This is a genomic window from Streptomyces sp. WMMB 322, from assembly GCF_900090145.1.
Classification (GTDB): domain Bacteria; phylum Actinomycetota; class Actinomycetes; order Streptomycetales; family Streptomycetaceae; genus Streptomyces.
Map to the genome: position 1 here is coordinate 91,865 of NZ_FMHI01000008.1, position 24,699 is coordinate 116,563.

The 24,699-nt window shown below is 68.8% G+C and carries 23 protein-coding genes; 13 read left to right on the top strand and 10 right to left on the bottom strand.

Features of this window, described 5'->3' with window-relative positions; genetic code table 11:
- Window positions 1-71 precede the first annotated feature (71 nt).
- Window positions 72-623: a YciI family protein gene (locus tag H180DRAFT_RS14935; protein ID WP_055486552.1), complete on the top strand. Its 552-nt coding sequence runs from the start codon at window positions 72-74 to the stop codon at window positions 621-623.
- A gap of 131 nt (window positions 624-754) precedes the next feature.
- Here the strand turns inward: H180DRAFT_RS14935 and H180DRAFT_RS14940 are convergent, their stop codons facing one another.
- On the bottom strand, window positions 755-1,213 hold the full coding sequence (locus H180DRAFT_RS14940; protein ID WP_055486553.1) for an ATP-binding protein: 459 nt from the start codon (window positions 1,211-1,213) through the stop codon (window positions 755-757).
- 165 nt (window positions 1,214-1,378) lie between these two features.
- Here H180DRAFT_RS14940 and H180DRAFT_RS14945 point away from each other — a divergent pair, with 165 nt between their 5' ends.
- From H180DRAFT_RS14945 to H180DRAFT_RS14980, 8 genes are all read left to right on the top strand, one after another.
- Window positions 1,379-2,245: a helix-turn-helix domain-containing protein gene (locus tag H180DRAFT_RS14945; RefSeq protein WP_055486695.1), complete on the top strand. Its 867-nt coding sequence runs from the start codon at window positions 1,379-1,381 to the stop codon at window positions 2,243-2,245.
- Window positions 2,242-2,454, top strand: a complete 213-nt coding sequence (locus H180DRAFT_RS14950) for a DUF397 domain-containing protein (protein ID WP_368073124.1) — start codon at window positions 2,242-2,244, stop codon at window positions 2,452-2,454. The genes H180DRAFT_RS14945 and H180DRAFT_RS14950 overlap by 4 nt, the downstream gene beginning before the upstream one ends.
- A gap of 222 nt (window positions 2,455-2,676) precedes the next feature.
- Window positions 2,677-4,407 (top strand): multicopper oxidase family protein, encoded by a 1,731-nt coding sequence (locus tag H180DRAFT_RS14955; protein ID WP_055486555.1) that lies wholly within the window; start codon window positions 2,677-2,679, stop codon window positions 4,405-4,407.
- 553 nt (window positions 4,408-4,960) lie between these two features.
- Window positions 4,961-5,329 (top strand): hypothetical protein, encoded by a 369-nt coding sequence (locus tag H180DRAFT_RS14960; RefSeq protein WP_139151391.1) that lies wholly within the window; start codon window positions 4,961-4,963, stop codon window positions 5,327-5,329.
- Window positions 5,330-5,404: 75 nt separating this feature from the next.
- On the top strand, window positions 5,405-5,710 hold the full coding sequence (locus H180DRAFT_RS14965; protein ID WP_074466822.1) for a hypothetical protein: 306 nt from the start codon (window positions 5,405-5,407) through the stop codon (window positions 5,708-5,710).
- A gap of 53 nt (window positions 5,711-5,763) precedes the next feature.
- On the top strand, window positions 5,764-7,053 hold the full coding sequence (locus tag H180DRAFT_RS14970; RefSeq protein WP_055486558.1) for a putative T7SS-secreted protein: 1,290 nt from the start codon (window positions 5,764-5,766) through the stop codon (window positions 7,051-7,053).
- Window positions 7,053-7,757, top strand: coding sequence for a hypothetical protein (locus tag H180DRAFT_RS14975; RefSeq protein WP_055486559.1), 705 nt, complete (start codon window positions 7,053-7,055; stop codon window positions 7,755-7,757). Before H180DRAFT_RS14970 ends, H180DRAFT_RS14975 begins: the two co-directional genes overlap by 1 nt.
- A gap of 64 nt (window positions 7,758-7,821) precedes the next feature.
- On the top strand, window positions 7,822-8,193 hold the full coding sequence (locus H180DRAFT_RS14980) for a hypothetical protein (RefSeq protein ID WP_139151392.1): 372 nt from the start codon (window positions 7,822-7,824) through the stop codon (window positions 8,191-8,193).
- 377 nt (window positions 8,194-8,570) lie between these two features.
- On the opposite strand, the gene H180DRAFT_RS14985 is transcribed toward H180DRAFT_RS14980, so the two are convergent.
- The 5 genes from H180DRAFT_RS14985 to H180DRAFT_RS15005 form a co-directional block, all read right to left on the bottom strand.
- Window positions 8,571-9,086: a putative immunity protein gene (locus H180DRAFT_RS14985; RefSeq protein WP_055486561.1), complete on the bottom strand. Its 516-nt coding sequence runs from the start codon at window positions 9,084-9,086 to the stop codon at window positions 8,571-8,573.
- A 160-nt stretch (window positions 9,087-9,246) separates the two neighbouring features.
- Window positions 9,247-10,587 carry a M14 family metallopeptidase gene (locus H180DRAFT_RS14990; protein WP_055486562.1) on the bottom strand — a complete coding sequence of 447 codons (1,341 nt, stop codon included), beginning with the start codon at window positions 10,585-10,587 and terminating at the stop codon, window positions 9,247-9,249.
- 196 nt (window positions 10,588-10,783) lie between these two features.
- Window positions 10,784-11,989, bottom strand: a complete 1,206-nt coding sequence (locus H180DRAFT_RS14995) for a S8 family peptidase (RefSeq protein WP_055486563.1) — start codon at window positions 11,987-11,989, stop codon at window positions 10,784-10,786.
- A 395-nt stretch (window positions 11,990-12,384) separates the two neighbouring features.
- Window positions 12,385-13,698, bottom strand: a complete 1,314-nt coding sequence (locus tag H180DRAFT_RS15000) for a tetratricopeptide repeat protein (protein ID WP_055486564.1) — start codon at window positions 13,696-13,698, stop codon at window positions 12,385-12,387.
- A 277-nt stretch (window positions 13,699-13,975) separates the two neighbouring features.
- Window positions 13,976-15,436: an Nramp family divalent metal transporter gene (locus H180DRAFT_RS15005; protein WP_055486565.1), complete on the bottom strand. Its 1,461-nt coding sequence runs from the start codon at window positions 15,434-15,436 to the stop codon at window positions 13,976-13,978.
- Between the two features lie 96 nt (window positions 15,437-15,532).
- Between H180DRAFT_RS15005 and H180DRAFT_RS15010 the strand changes: the two genes are divergently transcribed.
- The gene (locus tag H180DRAFT_RS15010; RefSeq protein ID WP_254666038.1) at window positions 15,533-16,270 is read left to right on the top strand and encodes a FadR/GntR family transcriptional regulator; all 738 of its coding nucleotides are present in this window, start codon (window positions 15,533-15,535) and stop codon (window positions 16,268-16,270) included.
- Window positions 16,271-16,406: 136 nt separating this feature from the next.
- Here the strand turns inward: H180DRAFT_RS15010 and H180DRAFT_RS15015 are convergent, their stop codons facing one another.
- Complete coding sequence (locus tag H180DRAFT_RS15015; protein ID WP_055486566.1) at window positions 16,407-17,330, bottom strand: alpha/beta hydrolase; 924 nt, start codon at window positions 17,328-17,330, stop codon at window positions 16,407-16,409.
- A 446-nt stretch (window positions 17,331-17,776) separates the two neighbouring features.
- Here H180DRAFT_RS15015 and H180DRAFT_RS15020 point away from each other — a divergent pair, with 446 nt between their 5' ends.
- Window positions 17,777-18,919, top strand: a complete 1,143-nt coding sequence (locus tag H180DRAFT_RS15020; RefSeq protein WP_055486567.1) for a site-2 protease family protein — start codon at window positions 17,777-17,779, stop codon at window positions 18,917-18,919.
- Between the two features lie 106 nt (window positions 18,920-19,025).
- Here H180DRAFT_RS15020 and H180DRAFT_RS15025 read toward each other — a convergent pair whose 3' ends face one another.
- On the bottom strand, window positions 19,026-19,451 hold the full coding sequence (locus H180DRAFT_RS15025; RefSeq protein WP_055486568.1) for a nuclear transport factor 2 family protein: 426 nt from the start codon (window positions 19,449-19,451) through the stop codon (window positions 19,026-19,028).
- Between the two features lie 184 nt (window positions 19,452-19,635).
- Here H180DRAFT_RS15025 and H180DRAFT_RS15030 point away from each other — a divergent pair, with 184 nt between their 5' ends.
- Both H180DRAFT_RS15030 and H180DRAFT_RS15035 read left to right on the top strand, forming a co-directional pair.
- A complete protein-coding gene (locus H180DRAFT_RS15030; protein WP_079100126.1) occupies window positions 19,636-20,283 on the top strand; it encodes a PadR family transcriptional regulator in 648 nt (215 codons plus the stop codon).
- 116 nt (window positions 20,284-20,399) lie between these two features.
- Window positions 20,400-20,792, top strand: a complete 393-nt coding sequence (locus tag H180DRAFT_RS15035; protein WP_055486569.1) for a DoxX family protein — start codon at window positions 20,400-20,402, stop codon at window positions 20,790-20,792.
- A 157-nt stretch (window positions 20,793-20,949) separates the two neighbouring features.
- Here the strand turns inward: H180DRAFT_RS15035 and H180DRAFT_RS15040 are convergent, their stop codons facing one another.
- Both H180DRAFT_RS15040 and H180DRAFT_RS15045 read right to left on the bottom strand, forming a co-directional pair.
- Window positions 20,950-21,861, bottom strand: coding sequence for an LLM class F420-dependent oxidoreductase (locus H180DRAFT_RS15040; protein ID WP_055486570.1), 912 nt, complete (start codon window positions 21,859-21,861; stop codon window positions 20,950-20,952).
- Between the two features lie 196 nt (window positions 21,862-22,057).
- Entirely contained in the window at window positions 22,058-24,520 is a 2,463-nt protein-coding gene (locus H180DRAFT_RS15045) for a DUF3376 domain-containing protein (RefSeq protein ID WP_055486571.1), read from the bottom strand.
- Between the last annotated feature and the right edge of the window lie 179 nt (window positions 24,521-24,699).

Genomic DNA, 24,699 nt, shown 5'->3' on the forward strand with positions numbered 1-24,699 from the left:
AGGCTTGGTCGTCGGGACCGGCCCACCGATAACTGCTGTACCTCGGTCACGGAGCCCGGAAGACTGCCGGTATGGAGTTCTTCTGCTACCACCGTGACCGGCCCGGCTCGCTGGCGCTGCGCGAGGAGCTGCTGGAACAGCACTGGTCGTACATGGATGGGTATGCGTCGGAGATGATCGCCCGAGGGCCGACCCTTTCCGGCGCGGACGGACTGCCCACCGGCAGCGTGCACATCGTCGACCTCGCCGGCCCGGCAGCCGCCCGCGCGTTCGCCTTCGACGAGCCGGGCTACCAGGCCGGCGTGTACCGGGATGTGCTGTTGCGACGGTGGCGCAACCTGCTGGGGCGCACGATGTGGGAATTCCCCGGTGGCCGGACCGGCGGCGACCGGTTTCTGGTGCTCGGCCTGGGCTCGGGCGAGGCCGCCGACGTCACCGTGCCGTCCGACCGGGACGAACTCATCGCCTACGGACCCCTGCTGTCCGACGACGCAACCACATGGCTGGGCACAGCGGCGCTGGTCCGGGCACCGGACCCCGAGAAGGCACGCGCTGTCCTCGCCTCGGACCGGTACGCAGAAGTCGAGGTCCGCAGTTGGCAGTTCGGAGGGCGGCCCTCATGAGCCGCGCGCTGTCCGCAGGGGGCGGGCCGCCCCGGAGAGTGCCGCCCTACGGCTTTCCGTGACCGCAGCCGGGCCGGGCCCGTCCGGGAAGCGCCGGTCGAATGGCGAACTCGCTACGGGCCAGGTGCAGTTCAGCTGAAGACAGCCAGTTCGTACTCCGCCCATACGGTCTTGCCCGGGCCGTCGCGACGCGGACGCCAGCCCCAGCGGGCAGCGAGCGCGGCGACGAGCAACAGCCCTCTGCCGCCCTCCCGGTCCTCGGAGGGCAGGGCGGTCACCGGCATGCTCTCGGCGCGGGTGTCGGTGACCTCGACGCGCACCGTGCTCCCGAGAGCCGTCAGCGTCAGACGGAAGTCACGCCCGGAGACCCGGCCGTGCTGGACTGCGTTGGCCGCGAGCTCGTCGACGACGAGTACGAGCTCGTCGTGCGCGGTGCCGCCGTACGGGATGCCCCACGTCTCCAGCCGGTTCCCGGTCAGTCGGCGGGCGAGTCGCGCACCGCGCGGCGTGGAACTGAACCGCATCGTGAAGTGGCCCACGAGAGCCGGGACTTGCGCTGCGTGGGGCGGTGGAACTGTCTCATCGGTCATGGCCGCAACGCTCCCGCCGGTGGCGTAGCGTGACCAGTGGTGACGCGCTGCGAGCCGGTCGTTGTACGCGCAGGTGCGGGGCGTTGTACGCGGCAGGCGGCGTGACGGCGGCGGGCGGCACGGCGTTGAGCGGGGGAGTGGTCGCCGATGGGGCGGAAGGTGCCGATGACTCAGGGTGAGGCCGAGCGTGAAGCCGGGCGGGGAGACGTTGTCGGGGCGAGCCCGGAAGGCGAGCCGGGGACGGGTGTGGTCGTCGCGTTCGGACGGCAGTTGAAGCTCCTGAGGACTCGAGCGGGCCTGGACCGGGCGGAGTTCGGCAGGCGCACGGGCTACGCGCCGCAGTCGGTCGCCTCCTTCGAGCAGGGTCGGCGGATTCCCCCGCCGCGCTTCATCGACCGAGCGGACGAAGTGCTCGGCGCCGGGGGCGTGTTGACCGCACTGAAGGAGGAGGTCGCACGGGCCCAGTACCCGGCGTTCTTCCGGGACGCGGCGCGGCTGGAGGCCGAGGCAGTTGCCTTGCACGCGTACGCGAGCCAGGCGATCCCCGGCTTGCTCCAGACCGAGGAATACGCGAGGTCCGTCTTCGGAATGCGACGCCCGTTGCTTGAAGAAGAGACCGTGGAACAGCGAGTCGCTGCGAGGCTCGCGAGGCAGGACATCTTCTCGCGCAAGCCGATGCCGACGCTGAGCTTCGTGGTCGAGGAGTCGATTCTTCGACGTCCCATCGGCGGTTCAGCCGTCCTGCGCGGTCAGTTGGAGCACTTGATGCTGGTGGCACCTCGCCGCAATGTGGAAGTGCAGGTCATGCCCAACGACCGCACAGATCATTGCGGACTGGCAGGACCGTTCACCTTGATCGAGACCCGGGACGAACGGAGGATGGCCTACGTCGAGGTCCAGCGAGACAGCCGTCTCCATACCGACCGGGCAACGGTCAGGGAGATCGAGGAACAGTACGGCATCCTCAGGGCACAGGCGTTGACACCAAGTGACTCGCTGGCGTTCATCGAAGACTTGCTGGGAGTGGAATGAGCATCGGAATGCGCATGTCTCCTGTGCCGGAGTCGGCCTGGCTCAAGAGCAGCTACAGCAGTGGTGAAGGCGGCGAGTGTGTAGAGGTCGCCGCCGTACCCGAGTCGGTGTGCGTCCGGGACTCGAAGGTCCCGGCCGGACCCGTGCTCGCCGTACCTCCCGAGGCCTGGGCCGGGTTCCTCGCGATGGCGGTAGGCGAGCTCGACTGAGCCGCACGGTCGTGGGGCGGGGACCGCCCCACGACTGACGCGTGACGTGCCACTCCGTACCGTCCTCCTGACGGGTCGTCCGTCCGTATGAGCCACCCTCACCCGCTCGCCTCGAATGTCTGATTTGTCGTGATAGTCATCTGATGACCCCGACCATCGGACGGAAGAGGAACAGTGGACAGAAGAGGCTTCATCCAAGCCGGCACGACCGTAGGGGGTGCTTTGCTCCTCCCAGGCATCGAAGCCGCCACAGCGGCCGGGACGGCCGAAGCGGCCCCACGGCGGAGACTCCCGTCGGTCACCGACCCCTTGTATCTCACCCCGATCGCCGACGCCTCCGCCATCCCGCGCTTCGTCAACGCGTTGCCGCGCCCCTCACGTGTCGACCTCACGGCAGGCGGCACCCGGACGCTGAGGATGAGCCCGGCGGTCCAGGACCTGCTCGGTGGCGGACTGGGACTCACCACCCCCGTCTGGGGATTCGGGACGAACAAACACACTCGCGGCGGCGGGGGTTCCGTCAGCACACCCGGTCCGACCCTCGTGGCGCGCAAGGACCGGCCCGTCCACGTCCACTGGGCCAACCACCTGCCCTTCCGGCACCTGCTGCCGGTGGACACCACGATCCACTGGGCCTATCAGGACACCCAATACACCATCGCGAGGAATGGTGTGCCGGTCGTGACGCACCTGCACGGCGGGCATTCCGCCTCCCGGAGCGACGGCTACCCCGAGGCCTGGTACACCGCCGACGGCACTCAGGGTCCCCGTTTCGGGGGGACCCGGTTCTCCTACGAGAACAGCCAGGAAGCCGCCACGCTCTGGTACCACGACCACACCCTGGGCATCACCCGGCTCAACGTCTACGCCGGTCTCGCCGGTTTCTACTTCCTGCGCGACCGTCACGAACTCTCGCTGATCGAGCACCACAAGCTCCCCAGCGGTCCGTACGAGGTCGAGCTGGTGCTCCAGGACCGGACGTTCTACCCCGACGGGCGTCTGGCCTACCCGAACGTTCCCGCCGATGCCCCGGACTGGCCGGGCGGGCCCTCCATCCAGCCCGAGTTCTTCGGTCAGGTCGTCCTCGTCAACGGAAAGGCGTGGCCCTACTTCGAAGTGGAGCCCCGCCAGTACCGGCTGCGCCTGCTCAACGGTTCGAACTCGCGTTTCTACCGTCTCTCCGTCGACGGGTCCTGGCCCTTCCCGGTCACGCAGATCGCCTCTGACGGCGGCTTCCTGAACCGGCCGTTCCCGCTCGACGGCCCCCTCGTGATCTCCCCGGGAGAGCGAGTGGAGCTGATCGCCGACTTCCGAGGGATGCGCGGATCGGAGTTCACGGTCACCAACGACGCGCCGACACCCTTCCCCGACGGAGACCCGGTCGCCCCGCCCGCTGACCAGATCCTTCAGTTCCGGGTCAGCAGACCCCTGTCGCGGCAGGTGCCGGAGCCGCACCTGCCGAAAACCCTGCGCAAAGCACCGTTCCGGGTGGACGAGCGGACGGCGCGCACTCGCCGTCTGCTGCTGTTCGAGACCACCGGCAGCTACGGCAGGATCCTCCCGCTGCTGGGCACGGTGGAGCGGGGCGCACTGTCGTGGACAGAGCCGATCACGGAGAACCCGGCACTGAACACGGCGGAGATCTGGGAAATCTTCAACACCACCGCCGACACTCACCCGATCCACCTGCATCTGGTGCAGTTCCAGGTGCTGGACAGCGCGCCCTTCACCGCGGACCAGGACCCTGAGACCGGTGCCCTCTCGAACATCCAGGTGGGCACGGCTGAGCCGCCCGGCCCCGGCGACAGGGGCCCGAAGGACACCGTGCAGGTGCCGCCCGGTCAGGTCACCCGGGTCAAGGCGTTTTTCGACAAGCGAGGGCGTTACGTCTGGCACTGCCACATCCTCGAGCACGAGGACAACGAGATGATGCGGCCCTACGAGGTCGTCTGAGCGCGGGCGGGACCGCTCCCGCCGGCTCCGAAGGTTTGCGCGCGGCGGGCCCTCCGGGAGGGCCCGCCGCGCTTTGAGCGCCATGAACGTGTCACTAGGGGCCGGGCCTGCCCGGCACCCCTAGTGACGAGTGGCCCTCGTCGTGCGGCCGGCACAGGTCGGGTCGTCGGTCGCATCGGCTTGGGCGTCCTTCAGTGTGCACGGAGGGAGGAAGTGCCGAAGACCGCCCGTTGAGCAGCAGCCGAATATCTCCTCAACACGACGCGCATGGGCGGGTGTTGACCAGACATGAGGCTTCCCTCGGGGCAGTCGGGAGGGCTCCGCCCCTGCCGTACACGTGCCCACGATGCTGAGATACGGTCGGAGTTGGCTGAGATTATGAAGTGACAGCCGCGACCAGGGGACGGGGGTTCGGTCGCCGGATGCTGTATGACGCTGCGCGAACGGGGCCAGCCGCACAACTGTGTGCCGAGGGCGCGATGACGCCTGCCCTGGACATGCTCGGCCCTTCCATCACCCCTCGGTCGTCCAGTCCTCTGCCTTGGGAGTTCACATGGCACCGTCTTTGAAGACAGCAGTGGTGATCGCAGCGCCACCGGGGGGTGAGTTCGGCGGTTGGGGTTGGTGGGTTATCGGCGCCTTCGGCGTCCTGTTTGTACTGTCTATCTTCTTCACGTTCCTGGACGGCTGGAAGATGCGGAAGCTCTCCTACGATGAGCAGGTGGAGGTCTTTCTGAAGGATCTACGTTCGGGGGCTGTCACCGTCCGCGGCCACATCGGCTTGAACCCGCATAAGTACACGAAGCTGAGAGACAAGGACGCGGATCGGATCGCCGAGGAAGCCGGGTACTACCGGCAGACGTTCGGGACCAAGGGCCAATGGCTGTTCTTTCGCCCCGACTCCAGTGACGGGTCCAGGTAATTCGCGATGCCCCGGGAGTTGGCTACCGGGTTCTGGATTGTGTAACAACTTCAGTGCGTATGGAACGGGGGGAACGTGGCACAAGCCGACTTCCAAGTCGACCTGTCTGAATTGCGTCAACTCAAGAAGAAGTTGACCCAAAGTAAGGACCGTCTCGAGGAATCCTTGCGGCGCATGAAGGACACCGGTCCCAAGAATCTGGGCAAACGCTCGCTCGATAGTGCATGTGAGGACTTCGAGGACGACTGGGAGCACGGGCTGAACGAGACGAAGAAGCGCATCGAGATCCTGGAAGAAGGTATCGATGCGATTCTCAAGAATTACGAGAAGACAGAATCAGAGATCCACAAGAGTCTTACGCAGTCTACACGGGGGCGGTAATGACGGATGACTGGAGCGGGTTGGGTTGGAATCCCACACCGGGACACCCGCGTTTGGCGACCAATCTCGCGACGCACCTCAAGGGTACGGCCAAGACCCTCAAGGAAACCCATGACCTGCTGGATTCCTTGACGAAAGAGAGCTCGCACTGGAAGGGCAAGGCCCGGGAGAACTTCGTCGACAAGATCGCCGATCTCCCCAAGTACCTTGCGGATGCCAAGGATTCTTTGCAAGGAGCCAGCAAGGAAATCCAGTCCTGGAGCGACTCGCTCGACGGGATGAAGACGAAGGCAGCGCACTACGAGGCGGACGCGAAGAAGGCCCGGCAGCAGATAAGGGCTGCTCAGTCGAAGTACGACGCGGCGCGGAAGAACCCCGACCTTCAGCTTGCCGGGCAGAGCTTCAGTACCAAGGGTGAACTCGACAGCGCGCAGCACCGCCTTGATGCCGCCAACAACGAAGTGCAGTCGGCGTGGAGCCGACTGGACCGTGCCCAGGCGGAACTCCAGGAACTCATCGACGCCGCGGAAAAGTTGGAGCGCAACCACTCCGACACCGCTCAGGATCACGCGGACCAGATACGCAAGCACGCCGAGGACCACGCCCCGGAGGGTGGGTTGTGGTCGAAGATCTCGGACTGGTGGGACAAACACGGTGGCGATGTCCTGACGGTCGCGGCCACGATCGCAGGCATTGCCGCCATCTTCGTGCCAGTCCTCGCTCCGGTCGCGATCGGCCTGAGCCTGGCCGCGGCAGGGCAGCACGCCTACCAGTATGCGAAAGCGGGCAAGGACATGTGGCCACCCACGTCCAAGAACATGTCCGAATGGGCAACCCTCGGCGGAGATGTGCTCGGAGCCGTTCCCGGTGTGGGCCCCGCTGTTCGGGGCGCCAAGGCGGCGATCGCTACCGGCCGTGGCGCCAACGCCGCGAAACTGGTGGGCACGGGGATGAAGAACGTCCGCGGGATAGTGGAGGCAGGCGAAGCCGCGAAGGGGGCCACCGGTGCTTCCCGCGCAGTGCACGCAGTACGGAACGGCGCCGCTCATTTCAAGGAGTATTCGAAGGCGGCAGATCCATTGAACCCTGTATTCAGGATCACGGTGCAGAAGGGGACCGCTGCCATAGGTGCCTCTGCGGAAGCGGCTCGTACCACCGCGGAGGTCTCGCAAGCTGTATTGACGGGAGGGCTCGGTGCCCCCACAGCAGCGACCCTGTGGGACTCCAGTGAAGGTACAACGGATGCTGCGACCAAAGGTACGGTTGCAAACGACATTGTGGTGGGCGGAGGACTAGTAGAAGGGCCGCTGAAGAAGGTCTCTTCCATTGCGAGGGCACTGTGATGGCTGCTCCCACTGAAAGCGCCGGGCTCGCCCCCGAGCCCATCCCCCTCTGGTACCGGATACCCGAGGGGTTTCGTCCGATCGACTTCGAGCAGCCGCCGGAGGAGCGGTTCGACCAGGTTGTCGCCGATCTGTCGGAACTCCATCCCTCCGCAACGCCCGAACAGATAGCAGTCACTGCCCTCAGTTTCGAAGCCTCACTCGCCAAGCTGGTCGACGACGGAGTCGTGCACTTCAGCTCGTTCCTGCTGCGCACCGACGACGAACTGGTCTCCGGCGTCTGCCAGATCGCGGTGGTGCCACGTCCTCCGGGCGACTCGCACCTGTATCCGCTCAGTGTCCTTGAATCTCAGGACCCTCCCCCCAAGGGCACGCACCAGGGATTGGTGGAGCTCCCGGCGGGAGTGGCCGCCGTCATCGTTGCCGGTCACGAAATGGCTGTCCCGGGGATGGTGTTCGGCATCGAGGAAGACACGCTGTCACGGGTGCGCACGGTCACCTTTCAGCTTGCCTTCCCCTACACCCCTGAAGCTGTCTCCATCTCATTCGCGACGGAGGACTTGGAACACGGCGACGAATTCCTCGAACTGGCAACGGTGTTCGCCGGCGGCGTCTCCTTCACCGCACCTCCCGAGCCGCCACAGGAGGAGGAGCTTCAGGCAGCTCAGCAGATCCGGGAGGACATCAGGGAAACGTTCGGGTGATGGTGGCAGCGGGCGGGCCGTCCTTCGGCCCACCGTCGTCGAGCCGTCTGTCTTGGGAGTTCTCATGGCACTGTCCGTGGAGACAGCAGTGGTGATCGCAGTAGCGGGGGGTGAGTTCGGTGGTTGGGGTTGGTGGGCTATCGGTGGCGCCGGCGTCTTGGTGCTTTCGTCAATCTTCGTCACGTTCTTCGAGGGTTGGAAGATGCGGAAGTTCTCCTACGAGGAGCAGGTGGAGATCTTCCTGAAGGATCTGCATTCGGGGGCTGTCACTGTTCGCGGCCACATCCGTTTGAACCCGGTCAAGTACACGAAGCTGACGGACAAGGACGCGGATCGGATCGCCGATGAGGCCGGTTACTACCGGCAGACGTTCGGGACCAAGGGGAATTGGCTGTTCCTCCGCTCGTCGGCCGACCCTCCCGATTCGCACTCGTAAGGTGGCTTCGGTCTCATGCCAGGCGTCTGGCGCCCCCACTGCCGACACTCGGCCGCCCCGGGGACGCAGGTGACGTCATTCGCGGGCCCCTCCCGCCCCGGGCCGGAAGCTGGTTGCCGAACGGGACAATCGCCCGCAGCACGTTGACGCCCGCCGGGCCGTGAACGAGCGCTGTGACTGCGAGTGGCGGCGTGCGTGACATGCATGCCTTCTCCCTTCATGCGGCTGGAGGAGGCATGCGGAGCGCGGGTCGGCCCGGACTCCTGCCCCGCCGCGCCTCACGCCCCGCGCTTCCTCGCGGGGCGGTGTCGGACCCGTCCGGACCGCCGCCAGCGGCGGCACGCCGCGCCCGGTCCGCCGCTGGCCCCGGTGTGCGCTCAGCAGTCGAACACCGACCAGCAGATGTCGTTCCGCAACCGCTGGTCGTCGAGTACGAGTTCGCGAATCGCTTCCGGCAGCTGATCACGTTGCCACTGGCACTCGAGCCTGCCCGCGGCCTCGGCCTCGCCGACCGGTGCGGCAGCACGTACGGCCTTGATCGCATAGGCCGCCGCACCGAGTTCGTGTGCTGCGACGTGCGCGACGGCCCCGGCCTGGCCGGCGGCGTATGCGGCATGCCGGGCTGGCCCACGCAGGTCTCTGGCCGCGCCCATCGCGTGGCCGCCCGCCGCGCGGGCCTGCATCATTCTGACCTCGCCGCGCACCCAGGCGCGGGCATGCTCGATCGCCTGGCGCGGCCGTGCGTCCTCGGGCCGGACCGACTCGAAGAGATCGAGTACGTGCTCCGCGCACGACGCCGCCCAGAGAGCGAGGAGGTGGTGATCCGCATCAGTGAGCGTCCCACCGCGGCGGATCGTCACGAAACGAGGATCCCGGACCTTCGGGAGGATCATGGCGGGCAGTCTTCACCGGCGGCGGACGGGTCGGCAAGCCGGTTCCTGAAGAGACTGCTCGAACGTCCGGGTGCTCCGCCGGGCACCGCAAGCCCGGACGCGGCCGGAGGCCGTGCCACGCGCCTCGCGTGGCACGGCCTCCGGGAACGCCCTCCGGTCGTCACGCCTCCGCGCAGTACTCCGCCTCCTTGCCGATGGAGCGGTACATGCAGTCGGCGTTCTCGATGAGCTGGAGCACCGCGTCGCGGTTGCGGCTCGTCTCGCGCTCGATGACCTCGTCGGGCGGGTAGAAGCCGCCCTCCAGGAAGCTCCGCGGATACATCTCGTAGGTGTAGCCGAAGATCTTCTGGTCGCCCCACAGCCAGTCGTCGATCGATCCGTCCGTGATGTAGAGGTCGCTGGACTGCTCGGGGGTGTAGCCGTTGCTGGCGGCCATCTTCTCGCCGACGGCGGCGAAGGCGTCGCGGTCGTCCTGGGTGAGACCTTCGGCGGTGTCGTCGTAGGTGTATCCGTAGGGCCACAGCACCAGTTCGCTGTAGGTGTGGAAGTCGACGGCCGCCTTGATCTGCTGCTCGCCGCCGACCACCCGGGAGCGTGCGAAGTCGGCGACGACCTGTACCTCGGGCGCGGATTCGGCGGCCGGACCCCGGTAGGTGTCGGAGCCGGGGCTGCCCGAAGAGCCGCCGCAGCAGCCGAACTTGTAGGCCCAGTTGCGGTTCAGGTCCGTACCCACCGAGCTGGAGCCGGAGTTGGGCTGCCGGTTCTTGCGCCAGCTTCGGTAGGAGCCGGATTCGATGTCGTACTCGCCGCCGTCCGGGTTGAGGTCGGGCACGATCCAGATCTCGCGGCCGTTGACGGCGTCGGCGATCCGGGAGTCGCTCGCGTAGTCCTCGCCGAACTCCCGCAGCAGGTAGAGCGCCATTTCGACGGTGAGGTGCTCGCGGGCGTGCTGATGGTGGGTGAAGAGGACTTCGGGCTCGTCCTCGTCGGTGGCGACGTTGTCGCTGATCTTGACGGCGATGATGTCCCGGCCCTCGTAGGACTTGCCGATGACCTGCTTGCTCATGATGGACGGATGCTGCTCGATGCGCTGGTCGATCTCCGCCATCGCCTCGGCGTAGTTGTGGTAGCCGGAGTCGGAGGGCGGGAAGTCCCCTGGTTTGCGGGTCTGTTCGCCGGTGCGCGCCGGGGGCCCGGCGAGCTTCTTCAGCGTGTGTCCGAGCTTGCGCAGGCTGCGGGCCTGCGCCGCATCGGCACTGACGACGACGGAGTGGTCGCGGACCTCGTCCACCGAGACCCCGGTGGCGGCGAGCGCGCTGCGGTCGGCGGGGGTGGACGGCCCGTGGATCTCGTACTGCCTGATGTCCTCGTCGACGGTCGCGCCGGCCGGCCGGTCCGGGGGAGAGGCGCTGGCGGTGGTGGCGGTCAGTGGTGCCGCGAGTGCGAGCGCCAGGAGGGCGGCGCAGGTGACCGATCGTTTTCGGTGTGTACGAAGTCGCATGGCAACTCCTGGGTCGGGAGCAGGGGGTGGCCCCGCCGGGCGTGGACGGGAGCCGCGGCCGACGGGTGTGGCGATGCGAGCTGTCGTGCGTGGATCCCGGCCCGGCGGGCACAGCTCGGGCTGCGCGGCGCCGGGCCGGAGCGCTCGGCCCGGTGGCGAGGAGGCGTGGGAGCTCCTCGCCACCGGACCTGCCGGGTCAGAACAGGCTGTGCAGGAGCTTGTTCGGCGAACCGGCCATCGGGTCCTGGACCTTGTCGCTCGTGGCGTTGTCCACGAGGGCGTCCCGGACCTCGGCGGGGGAGGCGTCCGGGTGGTCGGCCAGGTAGAGGGCGGCGACGCCGGCGGTGTGCGGCGAGGCCATGGAGGTGCCGCTGATGGTGTTCGTGGAGGTGTCGCTGTCCTTCCATGCGGACGTCACGTCCACGCCGGGGGCGAACACGTCGACGCAGGTGCCGTAGTTGGAGAAGTACGCGCGGGTGTCCGAGCTGTCCGTGGCACCGACCGTGATCGCCTCGGTCACACGGGCGGGGCTGACGGTGCATGCGTCCTGGGGCATGCCGAGGAAGTTGCCGTTGCCGGCCGCGAGGGCGTAAGTGACGCCGGAGTCAACGGAGTTGCGCACGGCGGCATCGAGTGTGTCGCTGGCGCCGCCGCCGAGGCTCATGTTCGCGACGGCGGGTTTGGCGGCGTTGGCGGTGACCCAGTCGACGCCCGCGATCACACCGGAGGTGGTGCCGGAGCCGTTGCAGTTCAGGACGCGGACGCCGATGACGGAGGCTTCCTTTGCCACACCGTACGTAGCACCGGCGGCGGTGCCCGCGACGTGAGTGCCGTGCCCGTTGCAGTCGTTTCCGTTCTGGCCGTCGCCGACGGTGTCGGTGCCGATGGACGCCCGGCCGCCGAACTCGCTGTGCGAGGTGCGCACTCCGGTGTCGATGACGTAGACGTTCACGTCCGACGCCGTCGTGTTGTAGGTGTAGGTGCCGCTCAGCGGAAGGTCCCGCTGGTCGATCCGGTCGATGCCCCACGTGGCGTCGGGCTGGGTGTCGCTGACCGTGACCTTGGAGTCCTGTTCGACGAGAGCGACCCGGGGGTCGGCGGCCAGCTTCTGCGCCTGTGCCTTGGTCATCTTCGCGGAGAAGCCGTTCAGCACGTCTTCGTAGACGTGCGAGAGACGGCCGTCGCCGCGCTTGGTCAGTTCGTCCGCGACGGAACTCGTCGACCGGGTGCCGTCCTTGAGGGTGACGATCCAGCTGCCCGGGATCGCTGTTTCGGAGGCGGCCAGCCGGACTTCGGCGGAGGGGGGTGTCGAGCTGTGGGCGGGGGAGCCGGCCATCTGCATGCCCGCCAGCAGCATGACAGCCGGGACGAGTGCGCTCAGACGGCGCGTGACAGTTCGCATGGAAGTGCACCAGACCTTTCCTGAACCGGATCTCGGACGTGTGCGGACCGGACTGCTGCGTGCCCTGCCCTGGGCAGGGCGTGGGGCGGCACGCAGGTGTGCGACTGGTCAGGTGGTACACGGGGCAACAACTGCAGTTGCTTTCCGTCGAGTTGACCGGCACGCCGTCGCCCGGCTGCGCTGCTCCTCATCGGGCGGGGGCGAGGAGACAGCGCCGGGACAAGGGGCGCACCGCAGTTGTCAACAAGAGTTATGGAAGCTGTTACCCTGCTGCCGAGAAGTGTGGAGGCCCCCGCAGAGGGCGTCAAGAGCCGTGCGCGGCAAGGAAGTTGACGTTCCGGCGAGGAGTGGCCGCGGGCGGCTGCCCCGGAACGGCAGGCCCGGACCGGCCGCCGTCACACGCCTTCCAGGGCCGCCAGTCCCCGCCGGTAGACCGCGGCTGCCTCTTCCGTACGTCCCCTCCGCAGCAGCTGGTCGCCGAGAAGCCGGCATGTCCCGATGGCCTCGAGCGTGGCACCCACCTCCAGATAGCGCTCGATGGCGGAGCGGAAGAGGGCCTCGGCGGCCGCGGCGTCACCCCGGTCGACCGCGATCCGCGCCTCGATACGGTCCAGTTCGGCGGCCTGCTCGGGGTCCTGGCGGCTGGGCGCCAGGGCGGAGCGGCATTCGCCGACGAGTTCCGCGGCCTCCCCGGGACGCCCCGACTTGCGTACGACGTCCGCCAGTTCCGCGGTGGCATTGATGCGGCGCTGAACGGCGCCGGTCCCGCGCAGGATGCCCCGGGCCTCACGCAGCTGCCCTTCGGCCTCCGCGAGCCGGCCACGGCGCGCGGTGAGGAATCCGTGGGCGAACCGGCACGTGCCCACTTCCGTGCGCAGCCGCAGCTGCTCGTACAGGGCCGTGGCGCGCACGATCGTCTGCTCGGCCTCGTCGTACCTTCCCTGCGCCACGAGAACCCGGTTGATGTGGTAGTAGCCCTGGGCGAGGACATCGAGCGCGCTCACGTCCCCGGCACGCTCCAGCGCCGCGTCGGCGACGTTCCCGGCCCGCCTCAGGTCGCCACGCTCCACATGGGGGAGGCCGCACGCCGCGAGCAGGGCGAACTCCGCCGTCGGTTCGCAGGCCCGTACGGCCTCGTGCAGGTGTTCCTCGACGAGTGCGAGAGCGTCGTCGATGGACCCGGCGGCGAACAGCGCCCACAGGCGGCCCATCAGCGCCGGAAGCCGCTCGGTGAGCGCCTGGTCGTGCAGCAGTGCGTAGGCCTCGTCGAACAGCGCGCCGCCGGCGGCGGGGTCTCCCCGGTGACGGGCCACGAGTCCGAGCCCGTACCGGCCGAGCGCCCGCAGCGTCCGGTCCCCGTGCCTCTCGGCCTCCGCGGCCAGGGTCTCGTATACGGAGGACGCCCCCTCCGTCTCGCCGCCGGACAGGGCGACGCGTGCCTCGGCGGCCTCGGCCCGCAAGGCGCGGCGCCTGCCGGGGGGATAGCCGAAACAGAGGTCTTCGAGGCCGGTGCCGAGCCGGACGGCGAAATACGTGGCCGCTGCCGGTGAGGGGGTGCGCTTGCCGCCCTCGAGCGACGACACGTATGCCCGGGTGAACCGGTCGCCCGCCAACTCCGTCTGTGTCAGGCCGCGTTGGACACGCAGCTGAAGCATCCGCGGGCCGATCCCCGCCACATCGGCGTCGGCGGGGAACGAGGCGTCTGACATGCGGGTCACTGTAGGCCCACAGGTGACGCGGGCTCAGCGCTTGCGTTGAACTGCCGGCGCATCAGCGGAGGTTGGGACAGGAGTTCCTGGTTCCGAGGCCAGGGTGTTCCAAATTCCTGGTTCCGAGGCCGGGTTCCGGCTCCCGGTTCCGGGACGAGGCCGGTGCCCGGTCATCGGTACCCCGGGGCGACGGCACCCCGGGTCCGCCGTCGGTGCACCCCGCCCGCCCGGGCCGCCGGCCACCTGGCCGGCCGCCCGGGCGGTCCCGGGACACGCGTCAGCCGAAGATGTCCATGATCTGCTGCCGCACCGTCAGGACCGACAGCACACCGAAGAGCACGATGACCCAGATGAGCGCGGCGACACGGACACCGCGCACCTTGAGTGGCCCCGGCAGTGCCTTGCGGTTCATGTAGAGCAGCAGACCGGCGTAGACGAACATCATCATTCCGGCCACGCAGGCGGAGATCACCAGCAGCACGAGCGGCTGGTCGGTGACCGTCAGCAGGACGAAGATGCCGACGACGACGATCGCCCACACCAGGTAGAAGTACAGCCGGCTCTCGGAGAGCCGGGAGTTGCGCATGTATGTCGACTTCAGCACGTCGGAGGCGAGCCTGCTGGTGTAGTCGACGATGCCCGTCGCCGCGGTGAACAGCGAGAACGCGCCGATCAGCCAGAACAGCACGCCGAACCAGTCGCCGACCTGAGCCTGGAGGGCTTCGCCCTCCTTCTGCAGGAAGCTGATGTCGTTGGCCAGGCCCTCCGTTCCGAAGAGCGTGGAGTGGGCGAGGAGCGAGGAGAGCACGATCGTCAGCACGGTGACCGCGCCGAAGGTCACGGCCTGCTCCATGTTCGCGAACCGCCACCAGCGCTTCCACCGCGCCATGTTCTCCTCGTCGGGAACGAAGACGTACCCGGTGGTGGCTGCGGAGTCCTCCTCGCTCTTGCCCGTCACGGGGCTGACCAGCCGCGGCACGTAGTGGCCCATGCCGAAGCCCTTGTCGCGTATCCAGTTGCTCTGGCACAGGTTCTGTCCGCCGCCCGCTCCCGCGTAGGCGACCGCGCCCATGAGCACGGCCACGCCGAGGTCGGTGGGGAACTGGCCGACGTGCGTGGCGCCCTGCGGCAGGTCCGCCCAACTGGACGCCTTCACCGCGAAGATGACCGCCAGCGCGAAGAAGCCGCCGATCACCGCGACCTTCACGAACAGCAGGCCCTCCAGTGCGGTGTAGACGACCGGGGCGAGCGTGAGGATCGCACCGATGGCCAGCAGCAGGGCGATCGCTATGTAGGCGGGATTGCCGCCGAAGACGTACGAGGCCATCGTGGCGGAACTGGTGACCCAGCCGGGCCATAGGTTCGAGGCATACGTCAGCAGCGCCATCACCGCGCCCCAGTGCCGCCAGTACCGGTTGAAGCCCGTCATCGCGGTCTCACCGGTGGCGAGCGTGTAGCGCTCGATCTCCATGTTCAGGAACCACTGGGTGACGACGCCGATGACGGCACCCCACAGGAAGACGAGGCCGACCTGCGAGGCGATGTACGGCCAGAGGATGAACTCGCCGGAGGCCAGCCCCACGCCCGCGCCGACGATGCCGGGTCCGATGATCTTCCACGTCTTGCGTGGAGGCGGCGGCATCTCGCGCACTTCGGGTGGTGGGAGGTTGCGGGTGTTCAGGGGGAAGGGGCCTGCGGCAGAGCTGCCGGTGCCGCTTCGGTCGTCGGTGTGCGTCATGGGGAACGTCTCTTTCGAGCGGGTGTCGGGGGGCGGCGGGTAATGTGGCGGCAATCATCGAATGATTCGGTGGAGGCGTCCAGGGGGTGAACAAAGATCGTGGAGCGGTACCGGACCAAGCACCAGCGAGTCGTCGACGAACTCGGCCGGCGCATCGTGAGAGGTCAGCTCGCCCCGGACCGGCCGCTGCCCGTCGAGGACACGCTCGCCGCCGAACTCGGGGTCAGCCGTGGCGCCCTGCGCGAGGCGGTCAAGGTCCTCGCCGCGAAGGGCATGCTGCGCACCCGCCCCCGCACCGGCACGCAGGTACTGCCCAGCAGCGACTGGGATCATCTCGACCGCGACCTGCTGCAATGGCAACAGGCCTGTGAGCCGGTGCAGTTGCTGCGCGACACCGGCGAACTGCGGCGTGCCGTCGAACCCGAGGCCGCCCGGCTCGCGGCGGGGCGCGCAGGCCCCGGACACATACGCGCCATGTCGGAAGCGCTGGAGGCGATGGCTGCCGCTGCCGTGCACCCGGGTTCCGAGGAGTTCGTCGAGGCCGACATGGCCTTCCACCGGGCGCTGCTGGACGCCAGCGGCAACCGGCTGCTCGGCTCGCTGGGGCGCGCGCTCGAAGTCGCCCTGGCACACAGCTTCGCGGTGAGTTCCCAGACGCCCGGCGCCGTCGAGGCCTCGCTCCCCGCCCACCGGGCACTCGCGGAAGCCGTCGCGGGCGGCCGGCCGTCCGAGGCGTCCGCTGCCATTCTGGCGATCATCGATGCGGCCGAGCAGGAAATCGCCCGTTCCCCCGGACTGCCGGGCGTGAAACCGGCACCCAGCCCGCTGCGCTGACTGCCGCACGTCCCGTCCGTGTGCGCCCCTCTTCACCGCTCCGGGGCGCCGTGACGGACGCCCCCCGCCCCGCCGCGCTCGGCCCCTCAGCCGAGGGCGCACGGACCGCACCGTTCCCGGAGTCGCCTGTGAGCCCCTACGAGCGCTCCGCGCGTGCCGCTTCCGTCGCGGCGAGCAGGCTGCCCGCGACGGTCCTGGCGCCCTCGTCGCCCAGCAGCAGGGTGTAGTGGTTCGTGCCGGGAACCATGCGCGTGCGGATCATCGTGTCGCTGATGCCGGCCGCTTTCAACCGCTCGTCGTCGTAGAGGCCTTGGGGTTCGTCGAGGAGGCCGCGCTCCGCCCAGAGCAGTTCGGCGGGAAGGGCGAGGCGGTGCACCGCGGCCGCGGTCGCTTCGCCGAGCGCGTCGGTGCCGTCGGTGCGCACCGCGTCGATCCGGCACGAGGAGCGCAACTCCGGCTCCGTGCCCACCAGATCGCGCTGGATGTGGGCCTCGGTCCACGGCTCCCAGGAGGAGGCGAACGCGGGATGGCCGCGCCAGAAGGCGCGGTAGGCGTCGCGGTCGGGGAACGTGGTCTTCAGCCGCTCCATCGCGGGCCCGATCACGGCGGTGACCAGCTGGTCGGGCGTCAGTCCCGCCGGCACGGGGAAGCCGACTCCGCCGTCGACGAGGAGGAGCGAACGGAAGCTCTCCGGGTGCCGTACGGCGGCGACCGCCGCGACGAACGCGCCCATCGAATGCCCCGCGAGGACGACCTCCTGCAGGCCGAGCGCGCGGGAGAGCGCCACCGCGTCGTCGGCGTGGACCGCGATCCCGTACGGGCCGGGCAGGCTGTTGCTTCCCGCGCGGCCGCGCAGGTCGGGAGCGACGAGGGTGACGCGGCCCGCGAGGTGATGTGCGACGCCCGCCCACGACAGGGCGTTCGAGGTGATTCCGTGCAGGGCGAGGACCGTGGGCGCGGGGCCGTTCCCGTCCCGCCGTACGGTCGCCGGCCAGCGCAGCACGGTCAAGTGGCCTCCGTATACGGGCACTTGGAGCTCTTCGAAGGTGATCGCTGCCATGCGTTCTCTCCTCGTCCTGGGCGGCGGCGGCCGTGCGACGGAGCCGGTCCGGCATCGCCGGGCCGTCGTCGGTGCTGAAGGTTTCGGCCGGGGCGGTCGCGGGCCGCCGCATACGGCTCCTCGCCACCCGCACACATGGTCGGCGCCGTCCGGGTGCGGGGACGATGGAGCCCGGCCACATCCCTCCAGCCGTATCTGTGGTGCGGATACCCACGCGCGGGCCCGATCAGGCAGCGAGCCGGGGTCGGGGCGGGCGATGAGCCTTCGGTAAGGGCTCCCGTGCCGGAACCCGGTAATGGCTCCTGTTCCGGCACGGCACACCTGCCGCCCGTCGCCGCCGCGGCAGCGCACGCCGAGGGCACACCGACGGCCCATCGGCGGTTCAAGGCGTTCCCCGACGTGGAACGGCTGTCTGTTCGGAGAGGCTTCGAGCAGGGGAGAGCGACGTGCGGGCGACCTTCGTGCTGGGACGGATCGCCGGTGTCCGGATCGGCGTCCACTGGAGCGTGCTGCTCATCTTCGGCCTCATCGCCTTCGGCCTGGCCCGGGGGCGCCTGGCCGCCGCGTATCCGGACAGTCCCGTGGCCGCGTACTGGGCGGCCGGGTTGCTCGCGGCGGTCGTCTTCTTCGCCTCGCTCCTCGCCCACGAACTCGCCCACGCCGTCGTGGCCCGCCGCAACGGCGTCGACGTGGACGACATCGTCCTGTGGCTGCTCGGCGGCGCGGCCCGCCTGAAGTCGGAGGCGGCCGACCCCGCCGCGGAACTGCGCATCGCCGGCATCGGGCCGCTCGTCAGCCTGGTGCTGGGCGGCCTCTTCGTGCTGCTGGCCTGGCTGCTCCACCTCGGCTCCGCTCCCGGGCTCGTGGTGGAGTCGGTGGCCTGGCTCGGCGCCATCAACGTGCTCCTCGCCGTCTTCAACACCATTCCCGCCGCTCCCCTCGACGGAGGACGGTTGCTGCGCGCCTTCCTGTGGTGGCGAACCGGGGACCGGCTGAAGGCGACCGTCGGGGCGACGGCGGCGGGACGGGTGTTCGGCTGGCTCCTCGTGCTGGTGGGAGTCGTCTTCTTCCTCAGCAGCGGCTTCTTCGGCGGGCTGTGGCTGGCGATCGTCGGCTGGTTCGTCATCGCGGCCGCGACCGCCGAGGGGCGGCAGGCGCAGCTGCGGAGCGTGCTGGCAGGTGTCCCGGTGCAGGACGCCATGACGCGCGACCCGGTCACCGCGCCGTCCGGGCTGTCGGTGGCCGACTTCCTCACCGGTCCGTCCTTCCGCTACCGGCACTCCGCGTTCCCGGTCGTCCAGGACGGCGGTGTCCCCGCGGGGCTGCTGACGCTGGACGACGCCAGGAAGGTCCCGTGGGACCGGGCCGAGGAAGTGCCGGTGGACGAGGTGATGGTGCCGCTCACGGACGTCACCGTCGTGGCCCCGCAGGACCCGCTGGCCGACCTCGTGCCGCGCATGGAGCCCGGTCCGCGCAACCGGATCGTGGTGGTGGAGGGAGGACGAGCCGTCGGCATCCTCACCTCCACGGACATCAGCCGCACGGTGTCGTGGCTGATGAACTTCACCTCGCAGGGGCGCAAGGGGTGACGGGACGGCGGGGCGGGGGCCGGCCCTGACGCGGTCCGGGGACCCCGCCCCCGCCCCCGCTCCCGGCCTCACGGTGACGGGGTGCCGGCTCCGAACCGGGCCCCCTTCACCCGGGCTTGGGGACGAGACCGTCCGCGACCAGACCCGCGAGCACCGCCTCACCGAGTGCCTGCACGGCGGACTGCGGCCGGACCATGACGGTGAACTCCGCTACGCGGCCGGCCTCGTCGAAGTGGAGCATGTCGATGCCGTGGATCTGCTTGCCCTGCACGGTGGCGCGGAACGCGAGGACCGCTGCGGGGCCGTCGGCGGCGTCGGCGCCCGTCTCCGCCGTGCCCTCGAACTCTCCGACGTAGCGGAAGTCCTCGAAGGTGCGCAGCAGGACGTCGAAAAGCCCCATCACCATCGGCCTGCCCTCGAAGGGCGTGAACTTCACCGGGCTGTAGAAGCGGATGTCTTCGGTGAACAGGTCCTCCAGTGCTGTCCGGTCGCGCGTCTCGACGGCGGCGCGGAAGCGTGCGGCGGTCTCCATGGCCCTCCCCGGCTCCTCCTGCTCGTTGGCACACCTCGCGTGCGCAGGGTTCCGGCTTTCCGGCCTGCTCAAGGTTCTCGTGCCTGCTTTCTCGTGCCTACTGTGGCTACTACTCAAGGATCTGACTAATCAATTTCTTGAGTATGATGCACGACCGGACGACGAGCGGGAAGGGGGCGGGCCGATGGCCCTGAGGCACGCGGTGCTGGCGGCCCTGCTGGACGGGGAGTACAGCGGATACCAGTTGGCCAAGGCGTTCGGCGTCGGCGTCGCGAACTTCTGGCACGCGCTGCCGCAGCAGCTGTACGCGGAGCTGGCCAAGCTGGAGAAGGAGGGGCTGATCACCGGGCGGCAGGTCGTCCAGGAGACCCGGCCCAACAAGCGCCTCTTCCGGGTCTCGGACGCCGGTCTGGCGGAACTGGAGGACTTCGTCTCCGCCCCGTCGAAGGCCTCGTTCATCCGCGACGACCTGCTCGTGAAGGTCCAGGCGGCCGACAGCGTCGAGGCGGGGCCCGTCATCGACCAGCTCGAAGAGCGCGCGGCCGCGGCCCAGGCGAGGATCGAGCTCTTCGGTGAGCTGTTGCGGCGGATGCGCGGTGATACGGACGAGGCGGCGTTCCTGCGCCGCGGCGCACGGATCGGGCCGTATCTGACCTGCATGCGCGGCCTCGCGTTCGAAGAGGGCCACCGGGACTGGTGCCGGCGCACCGCGGATGTGCTGCGGGAGAGGCAGACGGCTCGGGGGAAGACCGGCAGCACCGGGACCGACGGCTCCGCCGGAACCGGCACCACCGGAACCGCCGGCACCGGTTCGAGGAAGCGGCGCAACTGACGGAACCCGCCGGGGCTCGGGGCCCGGGGGTGGCGTCGCGGGCCCGCGGATGTCACATCCCGGTACGCCGGACCGTCGTGGTGGGTGACGTCTGATTTCCGACCTGGAGCCGCACCATGAATACCGCCCTGTGGTCCGCGCAGATCCTGCTGGCAGTCCTCTTCCTCGTGTCCGGATCGCTGAAGGTCAGCATGAGGAAGGACCGGCTGATCGCCACGGGACAGACCGGCGTGGCACCGTTCCCGCCCGCCGTGATCAAGACGACGGCCGTGTGCGAACTGCTCGCCGTGGCAGGCCTGTTGCTGCCCCGCCTGACGGGCGTCGCTCCGCTGCTGACACCGTTGGCCGCGGTGGGCCTGGCACTCGTGATGGTGGGAGCTGTGACGAGCCACGGCTCACTGCTGCGAGCCGACCGTGCCGCCGGACGCGGTTCGCGGGAAGCCGTGAACGTCGCCGCGAACCTCGTCATCCTGGCGCTCTGTGTGTTCGTCGCGGCCGGACGCTTCTGAGGCCGGCCGGAAGGCCCGTGCTCTGCCCGCCGCGCCGGTGCGACCAGTGCCCGGCCGCGCGGCGCGGACGGCTGGACCGGTGCCCTGCCGCCGCGACGCGGGCGGCTCACCCGCCGCAGCGACGAGCCGCCCGCCGCTCCGTGGACGTGCCCGGACGTCAGCCCGGCAGCAGCGCCTCCGCGAGAGCGCGCCACTGGGGGAGCGGCAGCACGCTCGACAGGTCATCGGTGACGACCTGCAGCGCCACATGATCTGCGCCGGCGTCGAGGAACGAGCCGACCCGCTCCCGCACGGCGTCCGCGTCGCCGAAGGCGTACACCGCGTCCAGCAGGCGGTCGCTGCCGCCGTCCGCCAGGTCGTCCTCGCCGAATCCCATCCGCAGCCAGCTGTTGCGGTAGTTGGCCAGGGCCAGGTAGCGCCTGAGGTAGTCACGGGCCGTGGCGCGGGCCCGCTCCGGGTCGGAACCGAGGACAACCTTGAGTTCGGGGGCGAGCAGCGCGTCCGCGCCGAGGACCTCGCGGGCCCGGGCGGTGTGCTCGGCCGTCACCAGGTACGGCAGCGCGCCCAGCGCACGGTCCCGCGAGAGTTCCAGCATCCTCGGACCCAGGGCGGCGAGAGCGCGCTCCTGCGGCGGCACGGGCTGCGGTGCGGCGTCCAGTCCGTCGAGATATCGGCGCATCGCGCTGTACGGGCGCCGGCGCAGCTCCTCCCGTGTGGCGTCGTCCTGTGCCGCCTCGGCGTGGCTGACGCCCAGACCGAGCACGAAGCGCCCGCCGTGCGCCGAGTTGAGCCGGGCGTGCTGCGTCGCGACGTCCTCCGCCCTGTGCTGCCAGATACTCATGATGCTGGTGCCGACGGTGATGCGTGAGGTCGCCGCCAGGAGGGGCTCGGCCCGGTCCACGCCGGGACTGCCGCCGATCCAGAGGGAGCCGTAGCCCAACTCCTCGAGTTCCGCGGCCGCTTCCTCGATCTCCGTGCGCCGCGACGGACTCGCGGAGGCCAGTGCCGTGCTCCACAGCCCGATCCGGCCGAACCGCCGGGTGTGCCTTGAGGGTTCGTTCGTCGTCATGCCGGGAGAGCCGCGGGGGCCTTCGGCGGTATTCCTCCCGGTCACCCGATCGGTGCACGTCATTCCCGGACGGTCACCGAAACGGCCCGCCCGGACCTGTCCGTCCACCGGTTTCCGTTGTCCTGAGACACCGCAGCCAGCGGCTTGATTCGGCTCCGTGTCGCATCAGTGGTCAGGGATTGCTGCCGCACTTGCCTCAGCCGAAGACGGCGAACGCGACAGCGAAGCCGACGGCGAGGCCCACGAGGGCCAGGCCGAAGAACATGAGGAGGACCATGATGAGGAGGTTGAGTGCGCCGCTTACCGTTGCCCGGCCCGGGCTTGCGGGTGGTCCGGCCATGTAGGCGCGCAGTGCTTTGCGGCCCAAATGTTTGATGATGCGCTTGAGTACGGGGTGGCGGATGCGGAACGTTTCCAGGACGGAGTCGGCGGCAGCCTCGAGGACCTTCCGGCCGTCTTCGGAGGCGGTGGCCTCTTTCAGCAGCCGGCTGTCGGTCGATTCGAGGAGTTCCTGCAGGTTGCGCCTCATCCACTCCCCGGGCTGCTCTCCGTCTGGGCCCTCGACAGCCAGGATCGCCTCGTGCAGTCTGCGCTCGAATTCCCTGCGCTTGCCTTCGCTTTCGGGTGTGAACAGGCACAGCAGATGATGAGCGGCGTCCAAGCGCCCCCAGGTGAAATCACTCTCGCGCCAGTCACTCTTGAAGAATCCGCCGAAGTGCTGGAATCGGATGCCGTAGAGCTTCCGGTCGCCCATGTCCGCGAAGCGGTCCTCGTAGAGCGCTCTGCTCATCTTGTCCGGCCCGAGGCGAAGAAAATCGCACTCCGGCAGGGGCGGCTCGATGACCTTCGATGGAGGGGCGTACGCACGGGAGACGACCTCGATCGCGAGGCAGCGCGCGATGACAGCCTCAGCCTCAGCTTTGGTCTCCTCCGGTTCGTTCTTCTTTGCCGCGTGGTCGATGTTGGCTGCTCTGCGTACCTTCACGTACCGGATGGCCGCTTCTTCGATCAGCTCCTTCAGAATCTTCGGGATTTCCATGACCCTGAATTCGTCTCGGATGAAGAATGCAGCTCGCTCATCGGAGAGCACTGGTTCTCCGTGACCCTGCACCCGGATCAGGATCTGGCCGACGTGGGCCTCCATGAGTGCGGTCGCATGGCGGAGACGTTCAGTGATGAACTGGGCCCCCTCGATCAGGCGCAACTGCTGGGCTTCCCCGAGGCCGTCCGACAGATGGCAGTGCAGCTGCTCGCTGAGTGACTGCAGGACACGCGCAGCGGGGATGAACCCCCATCGCCATTCCCCGTCGGAGGTCGACAGTGGCTTGGTGATCTGCTCCATTTCGTTGAGTGGAATCCAGTTGGGGGACGGGCTGCCGTTGACGATCGCGGTGATCTGGTCGGCGGACGCTTCGGGGGGAACGCCGAGGAAGGTGACCGCGGTGTTTTCCGCAAGCCGCATGCGCAGGTCGTGGATCACTCCGCGGGCGCGGTTGTGGCGGTACTCGGGCAGGAGCTCCGCCGCCTGCTTGGTGAGGCGATCAGCCAGCTGTCTCCCGCCCTCCTTCGCCATCGTCCGCTGGAACAACTCGACGTGGATCTCGCGGAAACTCCCGTTCAGGCGTCTACTCAGCTCCTCGGCGCTCGACCGGAAGTCCGCCTCCTGGGGAAAGCTGGTGGCATGGAAGGCGACCTTGTAGGCGGCGGTCTTCTCGTCGATCTGGTCCGTGTGGTCGTGTTCGCCCCTGCCGGATGAGGGCGCGACGTAGACGACAACCCGGCGGATCGGGTTGTCCACGGTGCGATTTGCGATGGTCTCCAGCACCGGCTCGAATGGAGCGTTGTTGAGGACCCCGCCGTCCATGACGAAACTCGCTGGATCGTCCAGCGCCGTCTTGGGACGCACGCGGTAGCGCATGAGCGGGGATTCATTGACAGGCGGGAAAGCCACCGGGAAGCTGCCGGTCGCCCGCGCCGCCTGGACCAGTGCCTCCGCGTTCTCCGGTACGAAGTCCGCCTTCCTGAACTCCTTCCGGGTCCACTTGTCGCCGTCGCGTGTGTAGCTCACGGCCTTCTCGTCGTGCTGGAACCGGTAGAGACGCCGGTGGTCACGTACCTCGAAGTCGTTGCCGAACCCGTCCGTACACAGCCGGGACCGACCGGCCAGCGATGTGGCGGGCAGGAACAGTGTGACGGGAGCCCGAGTCGACTCATTACCCAGGTCGATGAGTCCGACCGCTTGGCGAACCTTGTCCTCGAACGACTCTCCGCTGAGCACGCTCGTCGAGGAGCTCTGCTTGAGCAGTTCGCTGAGAGCGGCGGAGTCCTTCCACACCTTGCGCAGATTGGGAAGGTTGGCGCCGCGAGCGATCGCGGTCGCCAGGAGCATGCCGTTCAACCCGCCTGCCGACGAACCTGCTACCACGTCGATCACGATCCGCGTGCGCGGGCACGATGCCGCGATCTCCTTCCAGATCTGGAACACGCCCTTGTCGCCGGGCTCGACGGTGTCCTCACCCGCACCGCTCGTGGCGTGCCGCAGCAGGTTGAGTTCGTGCGTGACGCCCCCCATCCAGACAGCGAGGCTGACGCCGCCGTTCATTACCAGAGCGAGCCGCGTCTCGTGGCCGGCGGGCAGGGAGGTCGGTGGCTTCGTCATGCCAGCAACATTGATCGGCAAGCCGGCAGTCCGGCTGCGTCGAAACGGGTTCGCTGGGCCATGTGGCGCACGATGTCGAGCCGGGCAGGCGCCGGGTGACGCGAACCGGTGACCATCCACCGGGTTCGCTTTCCCGGCGGACCGAAGACGCAGAGCTCGTGTTCGCCCCTGCCGTGAGC